The sequence below is a fragment of the Chloroflexus sp. MS-G genome (assembly GCF_000735195.1).
Classification (GTDB): domain Bacteria; phylum Chloroflexota; class Chloroflexia; order Chloroflexales; family Chloroflexaceae; genus Chloroflexus.
Genome location: NZ_JPIM01000022.1, coordinates 21,040 through 40,362, shown reverse-complemented (window position 1 = coordinate 40,362; position 19,323 = coordinate 21,040). Strand labels below are relative to the sequence as shown.

The following is a 19,323-nucleotide window of genomic DNA, read 5'->3' as shown; positions in this document are numbered from 1 at the left end:
AGAATTAGGATATTTGTTCTATTGTATACGAAAATGGTCGCCTTTACAAAGAATCAAGTTTTCTTTTTTCCCAGAATATGTTCAGCAATCTTGAGTGCGGTCGGTGCTCCTCTTGGGTTAGACGCTGCAAAACATAATGCGTATAGCGGGTTATTCCGAGAATTTCTGAGAATAAGCGGATTTGACGCAACCTCTACAAAAACGGTCCTCAGACGTTGAACGAAAAACATCAAGATGTCGTGGAAGTCGGCATCTTTCTTCAGTTGTGTCTCATCATCACCAAAGAGAGTCAACATCTGATGAGATCGGTAGAACGCATCACGCCAATCTTCAGTTCCGAAGGTTCTAGTCAGCCGTTCGGCCCAGGGTTCAGGAGGTGGTCCTGATCTAGTGAGAAGACGATTCACACCTATACCGAGCGGAAAAAGGTACCATAAATCAACCGCCTCTGTACGAGCCAGCGCTTCAATGACGTTCCATTCAACTTCCATGCCGTATGGATCGAGAAAAACAACAGCCCGCGCTGTCTTCCAGTTGGTCGATTCGCACCATCGTAACAGGTACGAATTTGCATCTTCGTTGACAATTTGAATCTTGTGGCCAGCAAATTCGTCTTTAAGTTGCTGAAGTTGTTGTGCATATTCAGGATTACGTTCGATAAAAATATATTCTCTGAAAGGAGGATTAATCTCTAAAGCAATTCTGGCGCTGCCTTTGAGGAATTCTTCGACTTCAGGAACATTATCACTGAAAATATCTGCCTGATCGGTAACCTGTGACTGTGTTTTTTGAAAAGAACCGGTACCAGCGAATGCATCAACATACATGAAATGTAGCTTACGAGCTCTTTCATTGTTATTGAAAATAATTGTGTACGCCGCAAGGTATTTTTGCAAACGCTTCAACTTTTCTTTTGTCCATTCGCCGCCAAACTGGTGCGCCATGCAAGACTCCTATACTTTCGCCACTGAGATTAGTTCCAAAGTATACCAGAAAAGGTCGTCGGCTAAAGACTGTCGCTGTACGCTTGTGGAAGCAATGCGCCACTTTACTCCACTGTAGTTCGATAGTGAGCAATCATCGTGGTGAGCTGTGTTTCAACCTTGGACGGCATGAATTATTTGGCTTAGACACCTATGGCAGTTATCTGTTCAGCTCCATCAACCGCCACACCAGCTCGCGCTGGACTGATGGTGCAACCGTGTAGCGGATCTGGCCGCGCTCGTTGGGGTAAAAATCGTGTTGTGGGTCAAGATCATCCCATCCGTAACACGCCATGATGATGCGGTCGAGCGCAACGTGCAGTCGCCGTAGTTCAACAATATCGGCGTCGGTGCAGGTCGGGTTGTGGAAGAGGTTGTAGGTTTTGGTCAGGCCTAGTTGTCGGGCCTGCATGATCTGGCGGCGGTGTTCGTGGTAGGTGGCGCCGATCTGCGCCGCCTGCCAGAAGACCGGCGGCATGTCGGAAAGCTGCCATGCTCCTGCTGCCAGGTGTTCGTATTCCGCCGGTGGGAAGGGGAAGGTGGCAAAGCAGTCGGTTGGTGTGTAGCGGAGGTCGGTACGTAAACTGGAGGCTTGTTTTCGTACCCACACCTCATGCACAGCAGATTGCAGCAGGGCGAAGTGGTAGTCGTCTTCATAGGCAAAGACGATGAGCTGCTCATTATAGATGTACCCCTGAGGAACAAACACCATTGCATGCAACTCACTGACCCGACTCCTCACCAACACCCGCCGTAGCGGGGCGATGGCCTGGCGCATGCCGGTACGGTAGGCGCCGAATTGCCACCAATATTCGCGATTACGCCGGTCGCCGGGGCCGTTCAGCCGTTCACGCTCCGGCTTCACCCGCTCTGCCACAATCCGCAACAGGTCAGGGTACTGCTGGGCCCGCGCTAGCTCCCAGTCGTGGAAGCAGATCACCCAACGGCTGGGCTGCTGTTCGGGGTGGCTATTCAGGTCTTCGCCATTCAAATAGGGGAAGAGGCAATCGGCGTTGCGCGGGTCGCGCTCGATCAGGGCCTGGGCCTCGGCCGATTCGAGCACGAAGCCAATGCCGCGCACAATATCCCCTTGAAACGCCTTGCCTTCATTCAGCGGCAGGCGCACCGGTTCGTGTTCGGGCTGATCGTCGAGGCGCGAAGAGATGAAGGGTACCTGCTGGTCGTCGAGGATCGCGGCAGCACGACGGGGATGGTCACTTCCCAGACGCGGGGCTTCAATGACCACAAGATTGACTTCGACGTTCGCCTGGCCGGGCCATTTGACAAAGCGTTGCGCGAACGGTATCTGGCCACCCTGAGCCAGGATGAACTTCAGACCGCTTTCGCGGGTATCGCCTTGCCCCAGCGTGTTGGTGGCAATTAGGCCCAGCCGACCGCCGGGTTTGAGCAAGGTAAAAGCGCGCCGGAAGAAGGCGGCGCAAAGGTCGGCAGTACCACCGAAAGGGTGATAGACGGTTTCTAGCCACAGGCGATAGGCTGCGCCGAAGGAGCTGCTGATGCGTAACCCACCCATGAACGGTGGGTTGCCGATGATGACATCAAAGCCGCCCTGGGCTGCACCGGTGTCACGCAGTTCCAGGATGTCAGCGAATTCGAGTGCCCAGTGGAAGAAAGTGTACCGGTGGCTCAGCTCCGTCACCCGGCTAAGTATCTGCGGATCGGGCAGCTTATCCCTGCGCAGCACCTCGTACAGATCGGCAGTGGTGAACAGCAGCGGATGGTCTGTTTCCTGCCCAAAGAAAGCGGCGGTGTAAGTATCGCAAGCGTCTTTGAGTTGCCGGAAGGCAGTGCTCTGCTGAAGCTGCGCGAAGGCCGCTCGTTTGGCGCGCACCTCGGCAATCGAGGTTTCGGGCATCGCGATAATCCGTCGGATTGCTTGTGCAATCTCGGCCAACAGTTGGGAAACGAATCCGTATTGAAAGAGGGTCTCTTTTCGTTCTCTGCCGTTTCGTTTGCGGGCTGCGCTTAGCAGCGCACGGTTGGTCTTGCCTAACGGTCGGTACGCTGCATCGGGGATACCGTCTTTTAAGAGGCTGAGGTCGGCTAGCCCGATCAGCGAGTCGCCGCAGCGGATATGCGATTCGAGAAAGGTGAGCGGTTTATCGCGGGTGTGGCCTTCAAGCCAGAGGGCCACGCGACACAGCTCAACCGCCAGCGGGTTCTTATCGACGCCGTAGATGCAGTGGGTTATCACATCACGCACGCCATCCTGGATGGCTTCGGGCGGCGGTTCATCGGCGCCGGTGCGCAGTCGCGCCAACTCTTTCCCTAGCCGCCGAGCCGCTGCCAGCAGAAAATGGCCCGACCCACAGGCCGGATCGAGAATCTTCATGGTGAGAATGGCCGTCTTGCGCTCGCGCTCGCCAGGGGTCGGACATCCGGCCAGCCGCTCGTGTAAGACCGGTTCGAGCGTCTGTTGCACAAGCCGCCCGACCAGCTCAGGCGGCGTGTAATGCGACCCAGTAGCGCGCCGTTCGGTCCCACGCAGTTCGAGCGAAAAACGCATCTGCTGGTCATCGCCGGTGACGGTTGGGTGCAGTTCGAGCAGGCTTTCGTAGACCGAGCCGAGTTCTTCGGTATCGAGCGCCGCGTAGTTGATCCGACGCGGCGGCGAGTCGTAGAAGGTGAGGTACCAGAACGCGCCGAGCAGATCGCGGTTGGTTATGCTGGCCTGATCAAGCTCCTGTTCAGCAAAGAGTTCACCGTTCAAGACCGGCAGACCGAGCAGCTTCGCCAGCGGTTGGCCGTCGTCGAGCGAGGTATCATCGCGCAGCACCATCCAGAGCACGCGCAACGAGCACCAAAGATCGTCGTGGTCGGTGAAGGCGTCTTGCCGTTCGACGAGCGTGCGCAGGCGGGTGATGCTGTAGTGTTCGCGGTAGAGCGGATCGGCGCTGATCAGACCACGCTCTTCCGAAACGAGCAGAAAGAGCAGACGGTAGACCAACCGCAAGAGCTGACGGTAAAGATCGGCTGCACCGTTCGCAGATACCCATGCGCGTAGCGCGTGACTGTCACGATGAGCGAGAAAGCCATTAGCAAGCCGTTGCAAACAGACTTCTACCCCTTCGCGCAACTTCTCGCGCACCCGGCTGCCCTGTTCTAGCGCGTGTTGATAGTAGATTTCCAGCGGGCACGAGCGAGCAGCGCTGGCGGTACGCGGCAAGCGTGATCGGTGAAGCAGCCGGTAGAAAACGGCGAAGTCTTGAAAGTGTTGCTCTTCAATCATCGTTGCCAGATCGAACTCAAGATAGACCTGGCGGCGAATAGCGGTACTGTTGCGCAACAGGCGGATGATACGGCCATTGGTGACAAGACCCCAAAGATGCTCGGTGCGGTTGAGATACTCTTGCAGCAGGGTGTGCGGCGCAAGGCGCGGGCGTCCACCCGGTGCAAGCTGGTCAAGCTCCTGCCGGAAACCGACAATATGCACCGGTACCGCATCATCGTCCTCGCCGAGACGGTGCGAGATTGCGAAACTCATCCCGTCGATGTCGTAGGCGCGGGCGTTGTAGCGCAACTCGTAGCCAAGCATACTCAAGAGCGGGATCATCCAGGCGTCGCGGGTGAGCGAGGTCGCCGAATCCCGTTCGTCGAGGCGGGCCAGCCGGTTTTGAAAGACACCCCAGAGCGTGCAGGCATCGTGAAACACAGCCGCAATCTCATCGTTCAGATGGCGACGACTGCTGATACCAAAATCCTCCGGTTGCTGGTACGGCAGTTCGCCCCGCAACAGTTGTTCAGGCAGGTCAGGCCCAAAGAGACCACCTGCAATGCGCAGTGTTGGAAAGGTACTCATTGTGGTGTAACTATCGGTTGCAAGACAAGAATGCCGAGCAGATCAGGCGGAAGCTGAGGCTTCAACGCCAATTCACGCACGCGCAGCGCCACTGCCTGTCGGATGCGCTTATGGCTCTGTTCGAGCACATCAGCCCGTTCGTTCAAGAACGCGGCGATTGGTTGGTGCAGGGTCAGCCACTGGGCGAGCGCAGCGTCGATCAGTTCGCGCTTTTCTGCCAACGACACATTCGCATCAGGTTGCGCAGCGAGCAAGGCCAGCGCCTGGTCGAGATCGAGCCACTCACCCGTTGCCTGTTGACCGACAACCACCACCTCTTCGGCCAACAGCGGATGCCGATCCGGTTGTTCGAGCAGGTAGCGTACCCGCAGTAGCCAGAGCGTTGTTAGTCGTGACACTGCGCGGGTACGGATCACACCACAACGGGCAGCGATGGCCGATTGGGGATTGGCGAGCGCATCTTCAAACAAGAAGCGGGCCAGAGTTGTGACAAAGCGATGGTTGCGACCGAGGTATTCAGCTTCAGGAGGTACCGGTGAAACAAAGCTCATTCGCCATAGCGAAGAACGGTGCGGAGTGGATAGGTATGGTGTCAGCCCTGCCCGGATCGGCGCCGGCAAGCGGTTCAACGTCGCCTCCGACACATCAACCAAAAAGACATCAGCTCGGCGGCGATCAGGCTGGATGGGCAACCCCAACCGTTGTGCCGCCGTTAACACAAACTCGCGCACCGCCGTCGGATCGCCGAGCACGGCATCGGTTGCCTCCAGCTCCCGGCGCACCTCGTCTGGCTTCAGTGCTCGCTGCGCAAACCGAGTACGGTTAACCCGCTCGCACTCGGCATCTCGTTGCCAGCGCCGGTGCAGCACCTCAACCGCCGGTACGCCGAGATCGAGTTCCAGTTGTTGTCCTTCGCGACCACGCCGCAAAAAGAGCGCATTGAGTACCGCTTCGGTGACACTGGCACTATCTTCAGGAACCGGCACATACGTTCCCAGCGCACGATGAATCTCACGGGCTTTGTTCAGCAGCACATCGATCACCACGCCGTCTACCGGATTATCCCGCCCGTAGATGCGGATCACCTGCACAATTGAGGACAACTGGCCGTAGCGGTCAACCCGCCCCTCACGCTGTTCGAGCCGGTTCGGATTCCAGGGCAAATCGTAGTGTACTACCGCGTTAAAACGGTCTTGCAAATTGATCCCCTCGCTCAGGCAATCGGTGGCAACCAACACCCGTGGCCGGTCGGTCGTAAGCGATTCGATCAGCATCCGCCGTTCATTATCTGCCATACGCCCGGTCACACACACCACCTGTACCGTTTCTGGCAGCGTCTGCCGCAGATGCTCGGCCAGATAGTCGGCAGTAGCGATATAGCGACACCACAGAATGGGGCAAAAACCCTCGCTGAGCAACTGCTGCACCACATCGCGGCAGCGTTGCAGTTTGGTATCGGCAGTCGGCCCGGCCAGTGCTTTGGTGAGACGAATCAGCTCGTGCAATCGTCGCCGCTCGTGATCGTTCAACATTTGCGCACTCGCCTCAACCGGCGGTAACGGCACCTCATCATTGGTACGACTGTCATCAGCTTCAAAAATAAACGGCTGAAAATCGCTCTCTTCGTCGGCAAGCGCTAACGTATCAATACGGGCTGCTAACGCGGCACGGGCAGCAGCCGGACTCGACATCACACAGCGCAGCAGCGCCAACGCCCCCCAATACCGCACCCGCCGCTGACGTTCGTGCAAATGGTCGCCGGTATGCACGATCTCGGAACAGAAGGCGTAGATGCGTTCAAATAAGTGACGGTACTCGGGCGAAAGATCATACGTCACGTCAACCGCTTCTCGGCTGGGGAAACAGCGCACCTCTTCCCAGTGCAGCTCAATATCTTTGCGCGTCCGCTGGACAACATAGCGGGCCAGCGTTGCCCGTTGGTTTTCCGCTAGCTCGGCAATCTGCCAGGTCGCAAACTCCGGTCGCAGCAGACCCAGCAACGAACGAAATGCCGCATCAATCCCACTGTGAGGGGTAGCAGTGAGCAGAAGAAGATGACGTTGCGCATCAGCAGCCAGCTCCTGGAGCAGACGATGCCGCTGCTGCTGACTCTGAAAACGTTCATCGGCTGCCGCTGCGCTGTGCGCTTCATCAACAATCACCAGTTCAGGGCAATGCAGCAGAAACTGATGACGGTTTCGATCCGTTTTTACAAAATCGATACTTACCACTTGAATCGGGTAATGAGCATAGATACTCTTGCCCGATGGCACCTGTCGTTCCAACTGCGTGATGGTTCCCGAACGGATGATCACTGCATCGAGGTGAAACTTCGTCGTCAGCTCGTGCTGCCACTGTTCGCAGAGATACGGCGGACAGAGCACACACAACTGCCGAATCTCCTGACGGTCGATCAGCTCACGGGCAATCAACAGCGCTTCGATAGTCTTGCCTACTCCCACATCATCGGCGATCAACAGTCGTACCGGATGCAGACGGAGCGCCATCAGGAGCGGAACAAACTGATAGGTACGAGGCCGGATCGAAATCCGTCCCAGTGAGCGCAACGGTGCTGCGCCTTCACGGAGGGTCAAACGGGCGGCCTGCCAGAGCAACCGGATTGCCGCCGCATCAGCAACCTGATCGACAGTGGGTAGTGGAAACGTCGCCGGTTGCAGACGCTCCTCAGGTAACGTATAGCCCACCAGGTCGGCCAGCCGACGATGAATCGCCACCACCTGATCGCTCGCCCCGGCTAGTGGTCGGAGCAACACAACATCGGGTTGGTCTGATGGTAACAACACCCAATCACGTTTCCGACAACGCACAATCGAACCAGGTTGCATTGGCTGAACCTCACAGACAGTAGATGATTCGACCGGCTGAAAAGCCGCCCATCTAAATGTAAGTACAGGGTATCGCCAGGTTATCTGTGATGACACCAGCGTTTTTCTCAAGGTATCAGCACTATTTTACACCAGAAACCATGTGGTCAAAAACATACAAGCCGATAGCAGCAGCAAACGGTTCCCGGCTTCAATCGTGTACACAACCCCGCCGTGGGAAAAAGCGGCGGCGAGAAATGTTCACTCACCTTCGCCTGACCTCTACCGCTCTTTGTGGGCACGCGGCCGGTAAGTAGTCACAAGACGCCGACGCACAGTTCAGCGTACCACCGCACGCCAATGATTGCCGTATGGCCGGTAACGCCTATCGGCGCGCATGTGAGCGTGAATTGTGGAATACAACACTTGCGGAGAGGCGCTAAACGGCACGAGTTGGAAAGGGCCGTATTCACCTTCGCAGCAACACAAATATCAATGGTCAAAATACTACTCATTGTTATCGATATGTCATTCTCGCGCATGCTATAATTGCACATAAACAAAGAGACAGCGTTGTCGAAGAATCAGCCCAACAAAGGAGTTTGGCATGATAACGAAACAGATCGGCCCGGCCGGTAAAGTACGTGTAACCTTTTCGCTCCCCGCCGCGATATGGGCTGATACCATTCACCTCGTCGGCGACTTTAACGGCTGGAACCCACGTGCCACCCCCTTACGTGCCACCGAACACGGCTGGATGGTCACACTCGACCTCGACGCCGGTCGCATCTACCAGTACCGCTATCTCGTTAACGATAACGAATGGCACAACGACTGGAACGCCGATGGCTACGTTCCCAATCCCTACGGTGGTGACAATTCCGTCGTTGACACAACGATCTTTGCCGATTCCGAACCTGAAGCCGAGCAGGCCGTCGGTCAAAAACCGGCACTGATGTCATTCCCGCCGCGGCTGCGCCTGGTCTCAAACGGGTAAGTGGCCTGATGCAGCACCTTTTCACCTACGGCCCCGTCTCCCGTTGGGGCGAAACATGTTTCACCCCAACGGGAGACCGACCTCGGACCTATTTTTAACCCCTTGTCTGGGGATCTTCACTTATCCTGCATACGTGCCTCATCGCAGTTGTGGCATACGCCGTTGTTGCCAATCTCTCAGAGCCTGTTCAAAAACCCAGATTTCTCATTGGGCAAGTACCTAACCCGTGCGACCATTGCGTGAGGGGACCAACCCTCCCCCCTTCCGCTCCCCGTGTGGGAGCGGAAGGGGGCCAGGGGGAAGGGGAGGGCGTGCCAGCCGTGCGCCGCAGCACCGGGACGGAAGACGTTGCACACCCCTCCCATCGCGGAAGGGCGACGCATACCTTACCCGCCAACGGTTCCCTAACCATTACGGCGCTGATCGCTTCCCAATCGGTTCCAACCATTCGCCGCACCAGCGGGCCAGAGGCCCGCGTACCCAGGCTGGTGCATCGGTAAACCACAGCAGAGAGTGCTGCCCCCTCGCTGATCCACCGTTCTGCTTGACTAGTATGAGAGCCTGATCAAAAACCCGGATGTTGCATGAGGCTCGTACCGGGCATCTCCGACCATTGCGTGCGCGGGCCAACAGGCTTTCGCGCCAGCCCCCCACGTCCCCCCTTCCGCTCCCCGTGTGGGAGCGGAAGGGGGCCAGGGGGAAGGGGAGGGCGCGCTAGCCGTGCGCCGCAGCACCAACGCTGACACCGGTGCAACCCTCTTCCAGCTCATCACGGAGACGCATACCTTACCCGCCAACGTTTCCCTAACCATTACGGCGCTGATCGCTTCCCAATCGGTTCCAACCATTCGCCGCACCGGCGGGCCAGAGGCCCGCGTACCCAGGCTGGTGCATCGGTAAACCACAGCAGAGAGTGCTGCCCCCTCGCTGATCCACCGTTCTGCTTGACTAGTATGAGAGCCTGATTAAAAACCCGGATGTTGCATGAGGCTCGTACCGGGCATCTCCGACCATTGCGTGCGCGGGCCAACAGGCTTTCGCGCCAGCCCCCCACGTCCCCCCTTCCGCTCCCCGTGTGGGAGCGGAAGGGGGCCAGGGGGAAGGGGAGGGCGCGCTAGCCGTGCGCCGCAGCACCGGGACGGAATACGTTGCACACCCCTCCCATCGCGGAAGGGTGACGCATCCCCTGCCGGCCAACGGTTCTCATCCGCAACGATCCGGTACCTATCGTTTGGAATGCCATTGCAGAACCGCATCAACTATCCAGGTTTTTGATCATACTCTTAGATAAAATTTGTTATAATGCCGATAGTAACGCGCCAGATCGAAAGTTCTCACGAAGCGCTATCGGCAGAAAGTAACGACGCGCAGCAGCCTCGCTGAGGCTTGCTGGTTCTCAAGGAGGGCAAGAGCCTTTCCCTTTATCAGGAACGTTCCATGACAACACACAGTATACCCGTGCTCGACTTTGGTTCGCAGACCGCACAGCTTATTGTGCGACGGCTGCGCGAATTGGGATATTATAGCGAACTCCTTCCCTACGATGCCCCAGAGACTCAGGTGCGATCCCTATCGCCGGTGGGAATCGTATTGAGCGGTGGCCCAGCCAGCGTCTACGAGCCGGGCGCGCCTGCCTTGCCGACCTGGTTGGTAGCGAGCGACCTGCCGGTGCTCGGCATTTGCTACGGTATGCAGTTAATCAGCCACACCCTCGGCGGCATCGTCACGCGCCCGACCGGACGTGAATATGGCCCGGCGATGATCACAGTTACCCGTCCGCATCCGCTGTTCGCCGATACGCCGACCGAGCAACCGGTCTGGATGAGCCACGGTGATCGGATCGAGCAGTTGCCGACCGGCTTTACAGCCATTGCTGCCAATCCAGCCACCCCTTTCGCCGCAATAGCCGACGATCAGCGGCGCTGGTACGGCGTGCAGTTTCACCCAGAGGTGGTACACACCGTTTACGGACGGACGATCCTGAACAATTTTGCCCGCCTGTGCGGTGCCCGCCCGGAATGGCAACCGGTCAACTTCGTGGCCGAGGCTATCGAGCGTGTCCGGGCACAGGTTGGTGACGAGGGCCGTGTGATCTGCGCGCTTTCTGGAGGGGTCGATTCGGCGGTGGCGGCATTGATCATCCATCGGGCCATTGGTGATCGGTTGACCTGCGTCTTTGTGGATAATGGTCTGTTACGCGCCGGTGAAGCTGAACAGGTGATCACCACCTTCCGCGAGCACTTTCACGTACCCCTGATTGCCGTCGATGCGCGCGAAGAGTTTTTATCTGCGCTCGAAGGGGTCGTTGATCCCGAACAAAAACGCAAGATTATCGGTGAGAAGTTTATTCGCATCTTCGAGCGAGAAGCTCGTGCCTTACAAGGAGTTGAATTTCTGGCCCAGGGTACGCTCTATCCCGATGTGATCGAATCAACGGCGCCTGACCGACCAAAGGCGGCTAAAATCAAAACTCATCACAACGTGGGTGGTTTACCGGCAGATATGCAACTCAAGCTGGTGGAACCGCTCCGCTACCTCTTTAAGGATGAAGTGCGCGCTGCCGGCTTGCAGCTCGGCCTGCCTGAAGAGTGGGTTTGGCGGCATCCCTTCCCTGGGCCAGGGCTGGCGGTGCGGATCGTTGGGGCAGTGACCTGGGAACGTCTTGAAACGTTGCGCCAGGCCGATAAGATCTTTCTGGAAGAGTTACGCGCCAGTGGCTATTATCGAGCTACTCAACAGGCCTTCGCGGTACTCCTGCCGGTGCAGAGCGTTGGCGTTATGGGAGATGGGCGCTCGTATGGGGTGACAATCGCGTTGCGGGCGATCACCACCGAGGATTACATGACTGCCGACTGGGCACGTTTACCCTACGAACTCCTGTCTCGTGTCAGTAGCCGCATCGTCAACGAAGTCGAAGGTGTCAATCGGGTCGTGTACGACATTTCATCGAAGCCACCGGCAACGATTGAGTGGGAGTAGCCACACACGGCAGCCCCATGCTACAATAGAGCTATGCGCCTACCACGAACAATCGCAATTGATGGTCAATCGGCTGCCGGTAAGAGCACATTAGGCGCTTTACTGGCGGCTGAGCTGGGTTATCTTTACTTCGATACCGGTGTGATGTACCGTGCGCTGGCGCTGGCCGCACTACGGGCCGGTATCAATCCTGACGATGAAGATGCCCTTACCGCGCTGGCCCATCGCCTCACGATTGATGTCACAGCGCCGACCGTTCCCGATGGTCGGCAATATACAGTTCTGGTCGATGGTGAAGACGTCACCTGGGCCATTCGCACACCGGAGGTCGAACGGATCGTCTCACGAACGGCACGTTTTCCGGCTGTACGACGCGAGATGATCCGTCAGCAACAAGCCATCGGTCGGCGGGGGCAAGTGGTGATGGTCGGTCGCGATATTGGCACAGTGGTGATGCCTGATGCCGATCTCAAAATCTACTTGCAGGCCTCATTAACCGAACGTGCCCGGCGACGACTGGCCGAGCTGCGCAGCCGCAATATCGATACGTCGCTGGAACAGGTTGCTGCTGCCCTAGCCGAACGTGATGCGCTTGATGCCCATGTTTCGCAACCGGCTGCCGATGCTATCATACTGGTGAACGATGGACTTACACCGGCCGAAGAGGTAGAGTGGGTGTTGCATCAGTTGGTGAACGGTACTGAGCAGAGCAACAGGCGCACAGAGTGAGGATTGCGCAGGGGAAGCGTGCGGACCTGTGCCGCCTGCCACCATCAGCGAACCCGTAAAGTCGCCGATGGTGATGGGTGCAGAGCAGTTTCAGAGGGATGAACCCTCTGCACCACCGCTCCTGCGCACGCATACGATGGTCGCAGGCAACCAGCGAGGGAGACCGCGCTATGGCGGGAAAGTTTCTTGACCGGTTACTCTACGAAGATGCCGACAGTGCACTTGACCTGGCAGAGAATGAGCAGATTCTCTACGTGACCGGTCGGCACTGGATCATTCTTCTCTCACGGCTGATCATCCCTCTGCTCAGTATCTGCTTCTTCGGCGGTATTGCGATCTACCGCGCCATCGGTGGTGGTTTTCTGGTGTCTAACACTGGTGAGCCGACCGGTTTTGATCTCTTCAACATCATCCTGGTGCTGATCGAGGCGGTATTGATCCTCTTCTGGGTCGCGTTGTGGGTACGTGGTGGTAAAGACCCGAATCCAGGTCGGGTGTTGTTGGCCGCTAATCTGGCTATCCTGGCTCTGATCTGGTTTCGGTACAACGGAGGACGTATCTTCTATATTGATCCCGGTCGTTTTTTTGGTCAGGCGTTCGATTCGATCAACCTGCTTTTGATCGGCCTGGCAACCGTCAGCCTCTTCTCGATTTTCTTCGTCGTGTACGACTGGTTAAACGATGAACTGATCCTCACCAATCGTCGGGTGGTTTACGATAATGATCAAGTCTTCATCCCACGTTTGCTCGAACAGCGCGTGCAACAGCAGATTTTTATTGAGGAAGTTCAAGATGTTTTTGCCGCGACCAAGACCTATCCCCAACACTGGTTTCAGTACGGTACCATTGAAGTGAAATCGGCCCGCATTGGTGGCAACATTGTCTTTCACGGTGCGCGGAACCCCAAGGAGATGCAGCGCCGGATTATGGCCCAGGTTAACGAAAATCGCCGCAAACGTGGCGAGCAAGATTTGGCTACATTGATAGAGACAAAAGTCTACAATGAGCCTCCACCACGCACCAAACGCTCACTCCCGGCAAACCCAACACGCTGGCCCTGGCTCAGTTGGTTATTACCACCCAACCCTGAAGTGCAACCGGAGAAAGAGACTATTATCTGGCGGAAACACTGGTTGTTTCTACTACAGGGGATTGCTCCCCCTGTTGCCATGCTGTTTGTGGGTTGGATGATCGTGATCTTATTGGGAAGCTGGGGCTTATTGCCAGGGCCGTGGCTAACCGTGTTCATTATTGCGATTCTGATCGCATTTCTGGCCTGGTCGGCCTGGGAAATTGAAGATTTTCGGAACGATATGTACATCCTCACTCCGACGAACATCATCGATATTGAGAAGAAACCGTTTGGGCCAGAGGATCGCCGTGCCGCCAGCCTTGGCGCTATCACCAATGTCTCTTTTGAGACGACGTTTATCAGTAACTTCCTCGGCTACGGTGATGTGGTGGTAGAGACAGCCGGTAGCGGTGGGAAGTTTACCTTCTTGCACGTGCCAAAACCGCGAGATGTGGTGGCGATGATCAATGACTATTACGTGATGTTTAAGCGTGTTGATAAAGAGCGTTCACTTAACGATATGCTGGAACTGCTGCGCCACTACCATCTCGCCCAACAACGACACAACGAGTTAATGCCGGCAAACGGAACCACGATCGCTCTGGCAGAACAGCTACCGGCTGAATCGAAGGAGCAACCTTCCGCATGAGACGCTTCATCCTGCTGTGCCTGCTCGTACTGGTGATGGTTCCTACACCGATCGCCGCACAACAACCCTCACCGATAACCATTGCTGTGCAGGCCGGGATTGATGGCGAAGGAACCTATCGCCCCGGCTACTGGTTTCCGGTCTGGATTACGCTGACCAACGATGGCGCTGATCGACAGCTTACGCTCGAGTGGCGTAGTCTCAGTGATCGAGGGTCTACGCAACGCTATCGGATTGATTTACCCGGCGGTGCCCGTAAGCGGATTGTCTTCCCAGTGGTACACTCAGAAACCCGCCAGGCATTGCTCATGGCGACAGCCGATGGGGTTGAAGTAGGGCGGCAACAAGTTCCCCTAAACCCGCTCCGTGATGATCTGTACACGCTCGGCTTGCTTAGCAGCGATCCGGCAGTATTGAGCAGTCTTTCAACTGCCAACTTTGCAGTGCTCCCGTTTGACCCTGCGTTGATTGCGGATGATCCGCTCTTGTTGGCAGCATTTGACGTGATCGCGGTACGTGATCTGACCACCGACTTGCGCGCCGAACAGCGGGCTGCGCTGTTGAGTTGGGTGCAACAAGGGGGAACGCTCCTGGTTGGTGGTGGTGCAGCAGGTGAAACAGCGATCCGTGCCTTCGCCGATATGTTGCCGGTTACGGTAGGCGCTTTGCAGCGTGGGGTTTCAGTGGCTGCGCTCGAGCAGGTCAGTAGTCTAACTGGCTTAAGCAACTTTGTCCCTGATCTGACCGCCAACACGGTCACATTACGCCCTGACGCCCGATCGGTGACAAACGATGGTCTGATCAGTCGGCGGGAAGTTGGCGCCGGTACAATCATCTTTGCCGCATTCGATCTGGGAGCACTCCGTGCCTCACCGGCTGAGCGCAATCTGTGGACAAACGTTCTGTCGGTTCAGCCACGTATCGCCATAGGCCCTGAGCTGCGCAAAAAGTTCACCGATTTGCCCTGGAGGCAGTTGAACATCCCCTTGTTCCAGCAACCTTCAACCGCGACCCTCCTGCTGCTCATCGGCGCCTACATTGTTGTAATCGGGCCGATCCAGTTCCTGATCCTGCGCCGCTGGCGGCGACTGGAATGGGCCTGGGTCTCTACGCCGCTGCTCATCGTTGCCTTCCTCGGCGGAACCTTTACGATGGGCTATCTCCTCCGTGGTGGGCAAGTGCAATTGGTTCAGTTGTCAATCATGCAGACGGCGAGTGGGAGTCCCTCGGCGCTTGCGACAACGGTGGTAGGCGTCTTTGCCCCCCAACGGCAGCGTTATACGTTCACCTTTGCAGAGTCGGCATTGGTTTCGGCGCCCCGTCGTTTCGAGGAAAGCACATTAGACACCGAGTATAGCGATACGGGCGTTTCTATTCCTGATCTTGTCCTCGATTCGTCTGCCTTTCGCACCCTGATTGTCGAACAGATCACAACCAATCCGATCCAACTCAGCCATCGTCTGGAAAGGAATAACCAGGGTTGGCGCGGTACCCTGACCAATACCGGTTCAACTGACTTGTACGATGTCATGCTGGTATGGCAGAATGAGATGCAGTGGATTGGACAACTCGCGCCTAGTGCTGAAGTAACCATCAATCTGCAAGACGGTAACGATAATTTCTTGCGCGATTTCATGCCCACTAGTGATGGAACGATCTTTTTCCATACGGCAGTCATAGAAAATATGTCTTGGTCTATTTTATTACAAGAAGCTGGCCCGCGATTTCCCGGTGATCAGGTGTATCTGGTTGGTTGGAGTAACGAGGCATCGCCGGTTATGCAGGTGAATAGTGGCGCAACCGCGTTGCGTGGTGAAACGCTTTATATCATCGCACTGCGATAAACTTTACAGACACAGTGAATAATTAGTCATATGACAGCAATTGTCGAAACTAAACAGTTGACCCGCTACTACGGGGAAATGCTGGCGCTGAACCATCTGAACCTGCACATTCCGACGGGAGCTATTTACGGTTTTATCGGCCCCAACGGTGCTGGTAAAACAACAACAATGCGTATTCTGACCACCTTACTCAAGCCTTCGGGTGGTGAGGCGTGGGTAGCAGGATTTTCAGTTACGCACCAGCGCAACGAAGTCCGTCGTGTCGTCGGCTTCATGCCTGATGCGTTTGGGTTTTACAATAACATGACGGCGGCGGAATACCTCGAATTTTTCGCTGCTGCGTATCAGATACCGCCATCGCGTTGGGCAAGGCTGATCGATGATCTCCTGACCCTGGTTGACCTGGGACACAAACGTGATAGCGATGTGATGTCGCTCTCGCGCGGGATGAAGCAGCGGCTCAGTCTGGCCCGCACGCTGATCCATGACCCACAACTGCTGATCCTAGATGAACCGGCTAGCGGCCTTGATCCACGGGCGCGCGTTGAGTTGCGTGAACTGCTTCGCGAGCTGCGCCGGATGGGCAAGACGATCATGATCAGCTCCCACATCCTGACCGAGCTGGCTGAGATGTGTACACACATCGGGATCATCGAGCGTGGCACCCTACTGGCGTCGGGGGATGTTGAGACGATTATGCGCTCGTTGCAGCCACACCGGACGTTTGAAGTGCATGTGATCAGCGATCTCGAGCAAGCGGTGATTGCGGCAACTGCGGCGCAGCATGTCCTTGCCGTGCGGGCAATACAAGACGAAGGCCCGCCCCGTCTGATTATTGATATTGATGGCGATGATCGGGCGGTCAGTGCATTACTGACCCATCTGGTACAACATGGGGTCGAAATTATCCACTTTACGGCCCAAACCAGCAATCTGGAAGAGGTGTTTTTAAAGGTTACCCAGAGCGCCAATACCTCAGTGTGAGCACCTGCTGAAAATCTCGTTGTGCCATGATAAATCGGTTAGGGGTAGCGGTGTGAGGAGTCGGGCATCCGCCCCTACCTTTCGCTCATCTTTCCGATTTCCTCTTTCCCATTCAGACGCGCTTCAACCAGTTCGATCAATTGCTGCGGGGTAATGCGTGGAACATAGTCGTAATCTATCATGATCGCCGGTACATCATCACAGGCGGCCATACAGTCGAGTTCCACAATGCACAGCTCGTGGGGATGCGCAGCCCGTAAACGGGCCAGGGTCTTCCAGATGTCGGGACGGCTGCGTGCGCAGAGCCGACAAACGGTTAATTCAACAGCGGCCATCCCCTGCCTACCTTTCTACAATTGAAAGTTGATCTGAAGGCAAGCGGCGTGGGTAATGTGCATGCGATCATAGTGCGGATCTTTCAGCAACTTTCTACCAGTGACACACATGAATGCCGCCTTGCAGTGATCTATTCTTTTTGTAGTGTACACTCTTTGTCAATAGATTGCAAACATGAAATCGTGTACACAATGACCAAAATCAGCCCCACTGCCACGACAACGCTGATCGTGGCAGTGGAATTATCTTGCATCAGCGCTATATCCAGTTGCCGACCGTCGCCTCATCGCGAAGTTGGGCAAGTTTGACGGCCAGGCCAATATACGTTGCCGGAGTAAGGGCCTGCAACTCGGCGCGCACCGCATCACTGACCGGCAGACTAGCGATAAAGCGGTGCAGATCATCGGTGGTGAGGGCACGACCACGTGAAAACTCTTTCAACAATTCGTATGGTTCAGCAAAACCCTCACGGCGCAAAATCGTCTGGATTGCTTCGGCCAACACTTCCGGGTGGGCCTCGAGATCACGGCGCAGACGGGCACGGTCAACGGCGATGTTTTGCAGACCGCGGAGTAACCGCTGATAGGCAAGCAGGCAGTAGCCGAAAGCCAGGCCCAGATTTCGTAAGACGGTACTGTCGGAAAGATCGCGTTGGAGCCGTGAAACCGGCAGCTTGCGACTGAACAACTCGAGCAGCGCACCGGCCAGGGCTAGATTGCCTTCGGCATTCTCGAAGTCAATCGGATTCACCTTGTGCGGCATAGTCGAAGAACCCACTTCACCGGCGCGGGTGGCCTGTACCAGATAGCCATCACTGATATAACGCCAGCAATCCTGGCTCAGATCGGTCAGAATGGCTCCTATCCGTTTGAGGGCATCACAGAGCGCGGCCAGCGTATCGTGCGGTTCGATCTGCGTGGTCAGCAAGATGGGCTCCAGATCGAGAGAGCGAACAAACGCCCGCGAGAATTTCAACCAGTCGATCTGAGGCAACGCAGCGTAATGCGCGGCAAAGACACCGCTGGCGCCGTTGAGTTTGCCGGTAATGCGAATCGACATCACATCGTTGATCGCCCGCCGTAATCGCATGTAGAAGACATTCATCTCTTTCCCAAACGTCGTCGGTGTAGCCGGTTGACCATGGGTACGAGCCAGCATAGGTGTCGCCGCCTCTTCGTCGGCCAGTTGCCGTATTCGTTCACGCAACGCTTCGAGAGCTGGCAGTAAAACCAACTCACGCGCCTCTTTCACCATTAGCGCATACGCCAGATTATTGACATCTTCTGAGGTGAGCGCAAAGTGAACGGCTTCAAGATGACCGGTTAAGCCGAGGGCGGTCAATCGTTCGCGCAACCAGTATTCAACCGCCTTCACATCGTGATTGACGCGCCGATCCCAGGCCGCAATCGCCAGCGCATCCTCATCGCTGAATTGGCGGTAGAGCGCTCGTAATGCAGCCTGTTGGGGCGGCGTAAGCGGTGGTACGAAGTGAATGCCACGGGCACGCGAGAGAAAGATCAGATATTCGACTTCCACCCGTACCCGATAACGAAAAAGAGCTGCCTCGCTGAAAAAACCGGCCAGCACTGCGACATCCTTGCGATACCGGCCATCGAGCGGCCCCAATGCTGCCAGTTGTGTCATCTCGTTCGTGGTCATTGATTATCCTCCATCTTGCGCAAGGTACTGCCGTTACGAAGGGTACCACAGAAATGGCGGAGTGGGTGAGGGGAAGCAGGGGCACGCTGGCTCCGTACTCCCACTAGTAAGAGCAGCGCATCTCGTAGCTATTGTACCGGTGGCGTAGTGCGCACACCACCCTACCACCATCCGCGAATAGGGGTAGCGGTTCATCGCGTCGTCTCGCATGGCGAGCGCTGCGTCCCATTCTGACACGGTGACCGTCGGCGCCCCCGACGCCGCTGCGATTACATCGGGAGGCAACATTCTGGTCTCCTCATCGCAAATCACACGCGATCAAAACAAATCAGGATATTGCCTGTGCAAGACATTGACATTCTTGCAACTATCGGGTACGATGGTTATCAGAGGTTTAAATATTTGTGGCTGAAATAATTCGCATTCTCAGTATAATTGCTTGTGAG

12 protein-coding genes are annotated in these 19,323 nt (G+C 56.3%); 7 read left to right on the top strand and 5 right to left on the bottom strand.

What is annotated here, in order from left to right:
• Positions 1 to 53: 53 nt before the first annotated feature.
• The 3 genes from JE47_RS0106005 to JE47_RS0105995 form a co-directional block, all read right to left on the bottom strand.
• Positions 54 to 944, bottom strand: coding sequence for a three-Cys-motif partner protein TcmP (locus tag JE47_RS0106005; protein WP_031458887.1), 891 nt, complete (start codon positions 942 to 944; stop codon positions 54 to 56).
• Between the two features lie 199 nt (positions 945 to 1,143).
• A complete protein-coding gene (locus JE47_RS20955; RefSeq protein WP_051871078.1) occupies positions 1,144 to 4,803 on the bottom strand; it encodes an Eco57I restriction-modification methylase domain-containing protein in 3,660 nt (1,219 codons plus the stop codon).
• Complete coding sequence (locus JE47_RS0105995) at positions 4,800 to 7,649, bottom strand: helicase-related protein (RefSeq protein ID WP_031458885.1); 2,850 nt, start codon at positions 7,647 to 7,649, stop codon at positions 4,800 to 4,802. The genes JE47_RS20955 and JE47_RS0105995 overlap by 4 nt, the downstream gene beginning before the upstream one ends.
• Positions 7,650 to 8,235: 586 nt before the next feature.
• Between JE47_RS0105995 and JE47_RS0105990 the strand changes: the two genes are divergently transcribed.
• The 7 genes from JE47_RS0105990 to JE47_RS0105965 all read left to right on the top strand — a co-directional run bounded on the left by JE47_RS0105990 (position 8,236) and on the right by JE47_RS0105965 (position 16,882).
• Positions 8,236 to 8,625, top strand: a complete 390-nt coding sequence (locus JE47_RS0105990) for an isoamylase early set domain-containing protein (RefSeq protein ID WP_031458884.1) — start codon at positions 8,236 to 8,238, stop codon at positions 8,623 to 8,625.
• 720 nt (positions 8,626 to 9,345) lie between these two features.
• Positions 9,346 to 9,525, top strand: a complete 180-nt coding sequence (locus tag JE47_RS21545; protein WP_152556008.1) for a hypothetical protein — start codon at positions 9,346 to 9,348, stop codon at positions 9,523 to 9,525.
• Positions 9,526 to 10,062: 537 nt separating this feature from the next.
• A complete protein-coding gene (gene guaA / locus JE47_RS0105985) occupies positions 10,063 to 11,604 on the top strand; it encodes a glutamine-hydrolyzing GMP synthase (RefSeq protein WP_031458883.1) in 1,542 nt (513 codons plus the stop codon).
• Between the two features lie 33 nt (positions 11,605 to 11,637).
• Entirely contained in the window at positions 11,638 to 12,333 is a 696-nt protein-coding gene (cmk, locus tag JE47_RS0105980) for a (d)CMP kinase (protein WP_031458882.1), read from the top strand.
• A gap of 170 nt (positions 12,334 to 12,503) precedes the next feature.
• Positions 12,504 to 14,054 carry a PH domain-containing protein gene (locus tag JE47_RS0105975; RefSeq protein WP_031458881.1) on the top strand — a complete coding sequence of 517 codons (1,551 nt, stop codon included), beginning with the start codon at positions 12,504 to 12,506 and terminating at the stop codon, positions 14,052 to 14,054.
• The gene (locus tag JE47_RS0105970) at positions 14,051 to 15,898 is read left to right on the top strand and encodes a hypothetical protein (protein ID WP_031458880.1); all 1,848 of its coding nucleotides are present in this window, start codon (positions 14,051 to 14,053) and stop codon (positions 15,896 to 15,898) included. The genes JE47_RS0105975 and JE47_RS0105970 overlap by 4 nt, the downstream gene beginning before the upstream one ends.
• 30 nt (positions 15,899 to 15,928) lie before the next feature.
• Positions 15,929 to 16,882, top strand: coding sequence for an ABC transporter ATP-binding protein (locus JE47_RS0105965; protein WP_031458879.1), 954 nt, complete (start codon positions 15,929 to 15,931; stop codon positions 16,880 to 16,882).
• 74 nt (positions 16,883 to 16,956) lie between these two features.
• Here JE47_RS0105965 and JE47_RS0105960 read toward each other — a convergent pair whose 3' ends face one another.
• Both JE47_RS0105960 and purB read right to left on the bottom strand, forming a co-directional pair.
• Positions 16,957 to 17,217: an NAD(P)H-dependent oxidoreductase subunit E gene (locus JE47_RS0105960; protein ID WP_051871077.1), complete on the bottom strand. Its 261-nt coding sequence runs from the start codon at positions 17,215 to 17,217 to the stop codon at positions 16,957 to 16,959.
• Between the two features lie 259 nt (positions 17,218 to 17,476).
• Positions 17,477 to 18,877, bottom strand: coding sequence for an adenylosuccinate lyase (gene purB / locus JE47_RS0105955; RefSeq protein WP_031458877.1), 1,401 nt, complete (start codon positions 18,875 to 18,877; stop codon positions 17,477 to 17,479).
• Positions 18,878 to 19,323 lie beyond the last annotated feature (446 nt).

Bases quoted from the DNA above. Each gene is read 5' to 3' on its own strand.
- JE47_RS0106005 (WP_031458887.1), bottom strand. From the start codon at position 944: ATGGCGCACCAGTTTGGCGGCGAATGGACAAAAGAAAAGTTGAAGCGT.
- JE47_RS20955 (WP_051871078.1), bottom strand. From the start codon at position 4,803: ATGAGTACCTTTCCAACACTGCGCATTGCAGGTGGTCTCTTTGGGCCT.
- JE47_RS0105995 (WP_031458885.1), bottom strand. From the start codon at position 7,649: ATGCAACCTGGTTCGATTGTGCGTTGTCGGAAACGTGATTGGGTGTTG.
- JE47_RS0105990 (WP_031458884.1), top strand. From the start codon at position 8,236: ATGATAACGAAACAGATCGGCCCGGCCGGTAAAGTACGTGTAACCTTT.
- guaA (WP_031458883.1), top strand. From the start codon at position 10,063: ATGACAACACACAGTATACCCGTGCTCGACTTTGGTTCGCAGACCGCA.
- cmk (WP_031458882.1), top strand. From the start codon at position 11,638: ATGCGCCTACCACGAACAATCGCAATTGATGGTCAATCGGCTGCCGGT.
- JE47_RS0105975 (WP_031458881.1), top strand. From the start codon at position 12,504: ATGGCGGGAAAGTTTCTTGACCGGTTACTCTACGAAGATGCCGACAGT.
- JE47_RS0105970 (WP_031458880.1), top strand. From the start codon at position 14,051: ATGAGACGCTTCATCCTGCTGTGCCTGCTCGTACTGGTGATGGTTCCT.
- JE47_RS0105965 (WP_031458879.1), top strand. From the start codon at position 15,929: ATGACAGCAATTGTCGAAACTAAACAGTTGACCCGCTACTACGGGGAA.
- JE47_RS0105960 (WP_051871077.1), bottom strand. From the start codon at position 17,217: ATGGCCGCTGTTGAATTAACCGTTTGTCGGCTCTGCGCACGCAGCCGT.
- purB (WP_031458877.1), bottom strand. From the start codon at position 18,877: ATGACCACGAACGAGATGACACAACTGGCAGCATTGGGGCCGCTCGAT.